Below are 4,213 nucleotides of genomic sequence, written 5' to 3'. Positions count from 1 at the left end.
GCAGTGGATACTGAACATGCTGAAGCAAAACAAATCACGTAATCTAAGCATGGCCAACAAGCGCAGGCTCTGCTGTCTGAATGAACAATATTTGTTCGAATGTATGGGGTTGTTCAAAGTATAAACACTGATGCGTCAGCCCTGCTGTCCGGCTAGGCTATACCCTAACTGGATGTCAGGCAAGGCCGCGCCGCTTCGTCAGAATAGAGTCATCTTTCGCATTTTTTTGACACATGCCCGCGAAGGTTATAGATTTCAGCCTGACAGAAACGGGGTTTGGGCGCAACGGAACAGAAAGTGCACATAAGCCGCCTTCAACCAAGGAGACATCGTGCAGGGGCACCGCATCGGCTACGTCCGGGTCAGCAGCTTCGACCAGAACCCGGAACGCCAACTGGAACAGACCCAGGTGAGCAAGGTGTTCACCGACAAGGCATCCGGCAAGGACACCCAGCGCCCCCCAGCTCGAAGCGCTGCTGAGCTTCGTCCGCGAGGGCGACACGGTGGTGGTGCACAGCATGGATCGCCTGGCCCGCAACCTCGACGACCTGCGCCGCCTGGTGCAGAAGCTGACCCAGCGCGGCGTACGCATCGAGTTCTTGAAGGAGGGGCTGGTATTCACCGGCGAGGACTCGCCGATGGCCAGCCTGATGCTGTCGGTAATGGGGGCCTTCGCTGAGTTCGAGCGCGCTCTGATCCGTGAGCGGCAGCGCGAGGGTATCGCCCTGGCCAAGCAGCGCGGCGCGTACCGGGGCCGCAAGAAGGCCCTGTCCGACGAGCAGACTGTTACCCTGCGGCAGCGGGCGGCGGCAGGTGAGCCCAAGGCGCAGCTCGCCCGCGAGTTCAACATCAGCCGCGAAACTCTCTACCAGTACCTCCGCACGGACGACTGACACATGCCGCGTCGCTTGATCCTCTCGGCCACGGAGCGGGACACCCTGCTTGCGCTGCCGGAAAGCCAGGATGACCTGATCCGCTACTACACCTTCAACGATTCCGACCTGTCACTGATCCGCCAGCGGCGCGGCGACGCCAACCGTCTGGGCTTTGCGGTGCAACTCTGCCTGCTGCGCTACCCCGGCTATGCGTTGGGCACTGACAGCGAGCTGCCCGAACCGGTCATCCTGTGGGTGGCCAAGCAAGTCCAGACCGATCCGGCGAGTTGGACGAAGTACGGCGAGCGCGATGTGACCCGTCGCGAGCACGCCCAGGAACTGCGCACCTACCTTCAACTGGCCCCGTTCGGCCTGTCCGACTTCCGCGCCTTGGTGCGCGAGCTGACCGAACTGGCCCAGCAGACCGACAAGGGCTTGCTGCTGGCCGGCCAGGCGCTGGAGAGCCTGCGGCAGAAGCGACGCATCCTGCCGGCGTTGAGCGTGATCGACCGGGCTTGCTCGGAGGCCATTGCACGGGCCAATCGGCGGGTCTACCGCGCCCTGGTCGAACCTCTCACCGACTCGCATCGGGCCAAGCTGGACGAGTTGCTTAAGCTCAAGGCCGGCAGCAGCATCACCTGGTTGACCTGGCTGCGGCAGGCACCGCTGAAACCCAACTCTCGGCACATGCTTGAGCACATCGAACGGCTGAAGACATTTCAGCTGGTGGACTTGCCCGAAGGCCTTGGCCGGCACATCCACCAGAACCGCCTGCTCAAGCTGGCCCGCGAGGGTGGGCAGATGACGCCCAAAGACCTCGGCAAGTTCGAGCCGCAGCGGCGCTATGCGACCCTGGCCGCCGTGGTGCTGGAGAGCACTGCAACCGTGATTGATGAGCTGGTGGATCTGCACGACCGCATCCTAGTCAAGCTGTTCAGCGGCGCGAAGCACAAGCATCAGCAGCAGTTCCAGAAGCAGGGCAAGGCGATCAACGACAAGGTGCGCCTGTACTCCAAGATCGGCCAGGCGCTGCTGGAGGCCAAGGAAGCCGGCAGCGACCCCTATGCCGCCATCGAGGCGGTGATTCCCTGGGACGAGTTCACCGAGAGCGTCAGCGAAGCCGAGCTGCTGGCCCGGCCGGAGGGTTTCGACCACCTGCACTTGGTCGGCGAGAACTTCGCTTCCCTGCGCCGTTACACGCCGGCCTTGCTGGATGTGTTGGAACTGCGCGCCGCTCCGGCCGCGCAAGGTGTACTGGCAGCCGTGCAGACCCTGCGCCAGATGAACGCCGACAACCTGCGCAAGGTGCCGGCCGATGCCCCCACTGCTTTCATCAAGCCTCGCTGGAAGCCGCTGGTGATCACCCCGGAAGGCCTCGACCGGCGCTTCTACGAAATCTGCGCGCTGTCCGAGCTAAAGAACGCCCTGCGCTCCGGCGACATCTGGGTCAAGGGCTCGCGGCAGTTCCGCGACTTCGACGACTACCTGCTGCCGGCAGAGAAGTTCACCGCGCTCAAGCGGGATCAGGCCTTGCCCCTGGCGATCAACCCGAGCAGCGACCAGTACCTGGAAGAGCGTTTGCAGCTGCTGGACGAGCAGTTGGCCACCGTCACCCGCTTGGCCAAGGACAACGAGCTGCCCGATGCCATCCTCACCGAGTCCGGGTTGAAGATCACACCGCTGGATGCGGCGGTGCCGGATCGGGCGCAGGCGCTGATCGACCAGACCAGCCAGTTACTGCCGCGCATCAAGATCACCGAACTGCTGATGGACGTGGACGACTGGACGGGCTTCAGCCGCCACTTCACCCACCTGAAGGACGGGGCTGAGGCCAAAGACAGGACGTTGCTGCTGTCCGCGATCCTCGGTGACGCAATCAACCTCGGACTGACCAAGATGGCCGAGTCGAGCCCCGGCCTGACCTACGCCAAGCTGTCCTGGCTACAAGCCTGGCATATCCGCGATGAAACCTATTCGGCGGCCTTGGCCGAGCTGGTCAATCACCAGTACCGCCATGCCTTCGCTGCCCATTGGGGCGACGGCACCACCTCATCCTCCGATGGCCAGCGCTTCCGCGCTGGCGGCCGGGGTGAGAGCACCGGGCACGTCAACCCGAAGTACGGCAGCGAGCCAGGACGGCTGTTCTACACCCACATCTCCGACCAATACGCGCCGTTCAGCACACGCGTGGTGAATGTCGGCGTCCGAGATTCCACCTATGTGCTCGACGGCCTGCTGTATCACGAGTCCGATCTGCGGATCGAGGAGCACTACACCGACACGGCCGGTTTCACCGATCACGTCTTCGCCCTGATGCACCTGCTGGGCTTCCGCTTCGCGCCACGCATCCGCGACCTCGGCGAAACCAAACTGTACGTGCCGCAGGGCGTGCAGGCCTACCCGACGCTGCGCCCGCTGATCGGTGGCACCCTGAACATCAAGCACGTGCGCGCTCATTGGGACGACATCCTGCGCCTGGCCAGCTCGATCAAGCAGGGCACCGTTACCGCCTCGCTGATGCTGCGCAAGCTCGGCAGCTATCCGCGTCAGAACGGCCTGGCTGTCGCCCTGCGCGAACTGGGCCGGATCGAACGCACGCTGTTCATCCTGGACTGGCTGCAAAGTGTTGAACTGCGCCGCCGCGTGCATGCCGGCCTGAACAAAGGTGAGGCGCGCAACTCGCTGGCCAGGGCGGTGTTCTTCAACCGCCTTGGGGAAATCAGGGATCGGAGCTTCGAGCAGCAGCGCTACCGGGCCAGCGGCCTCAACCTGGTGACGGCGGCTATCGTGCTGTGGAACACGGTGTACCTGGAGCGCGCCACCCAGGGGTTGGTCGAGGCCGGCAAGCCGGTGGACGGCGAGCTGCTGCAATTCCTGTCGCCGCTGGGCTGGGAGCACATCAACCTAACCGGCGATTACGTCTGGCGGCAGAGCCGCAGACTGGAAGACGGGAAGTTTCGGCCCCTACGGATGCCCGGAAAACCTTAGCGTACGATTTTTTCCGAATTCTGCGGGCTCCCCTATCAGCATGTGAACATGATCAGCCTCTCCGTCACACTCTTTCAGTTCCGCACCAAAATCTCTGCAAACCTCTGCTGCACACTGACCGAAGGAGGCGTGATGCAGATCCCCCAGTATCGGCTTTCGATACTTGGTGATAAACACCAAGTGTACGTGCAAAACGTAGGCCGAATGGCGTGATTTATTAATTTTAGTGAATTGCATTCTGTCACTCAATCGGGCTTAATAGATATGGCAATAATGCTACACACTGAGCGCTAAATGCAAATTCTGAAAGCCTACAAATTCCGACTCGAACCGACCGAACAACAAGCGCA

Annotated in this window: 1 protein-coding gene and 3 pseudogenes; 3 read left to right on the top strand and 1 reads right to left on the bottom strand. The window is 62.3% G+C overall.

Going from position 1 to position 4,213, the window contains the following annotated elements; translation table 11 throughout:
* From J9889_RS18890 to J9889_RS18880, 3 genes and pseudogenes are all read left to right on the top strand, one after another.
* A pseudogene (locus tag J9889_RS18890) lies at nt 1-124 on the top strand (ISAs1 family transposase); the annotation flags it as partial.
* 207 nt (nt 125-331) lie between these two features.
* Nucleotides 332-893: pseudogene (locus J9889_RS18885) on the top strand (recombinase family protein).
* 3 nt (nt 894-896) lie between these two features.
* On the top strand, nt 897-3,863 hold the full coding sequence (locus J9889_RS18880; protein ID WP_068979434.1) for a Tn3-like element TnAs1 family transposase: 2,967 nt from the start codon (nt 897-899) through the stop codon (nt 3,861-3,863).
* 33 nt (nt 3,864-3,896) lie between these two features.
* Here the strand turns inward: J9889_RS18880 and tnpA are convergent.
* A pseudogene (gene tnpA / locus J9889_RS18875) lies at nt 3,897-4,100 on the bottom strand (IS200/IS605 family transposase); the annotation flags it as partial.
* Nucleotides 4,101-4,213 lie beyond the last annotated feature (113 nt).

It is taken from the genome of Aeromonas sp. PrichA-15 (assembly GCF_017939245.1).
Classification (GTDB): Bacteria; Pseudomonadota; Gammaproteobacteria; order Enterobacterales; family Aeromonadaceae; genus Aeromonas; species Aeromonas caviae.
This window is presented reverse-complemented; position numbering and strand designations above follow the sequence as displayed.

Bases quoted from the DNA above. Each gene is read 5' to 3' on its own strand.
- J9889_RS18880 (WP_068979434.1), top strand. From the start codon at position 897: ATGCCGCGTCGCTTGATCCTCTCGGCCACGGAGCGGGACACCCTGCTT.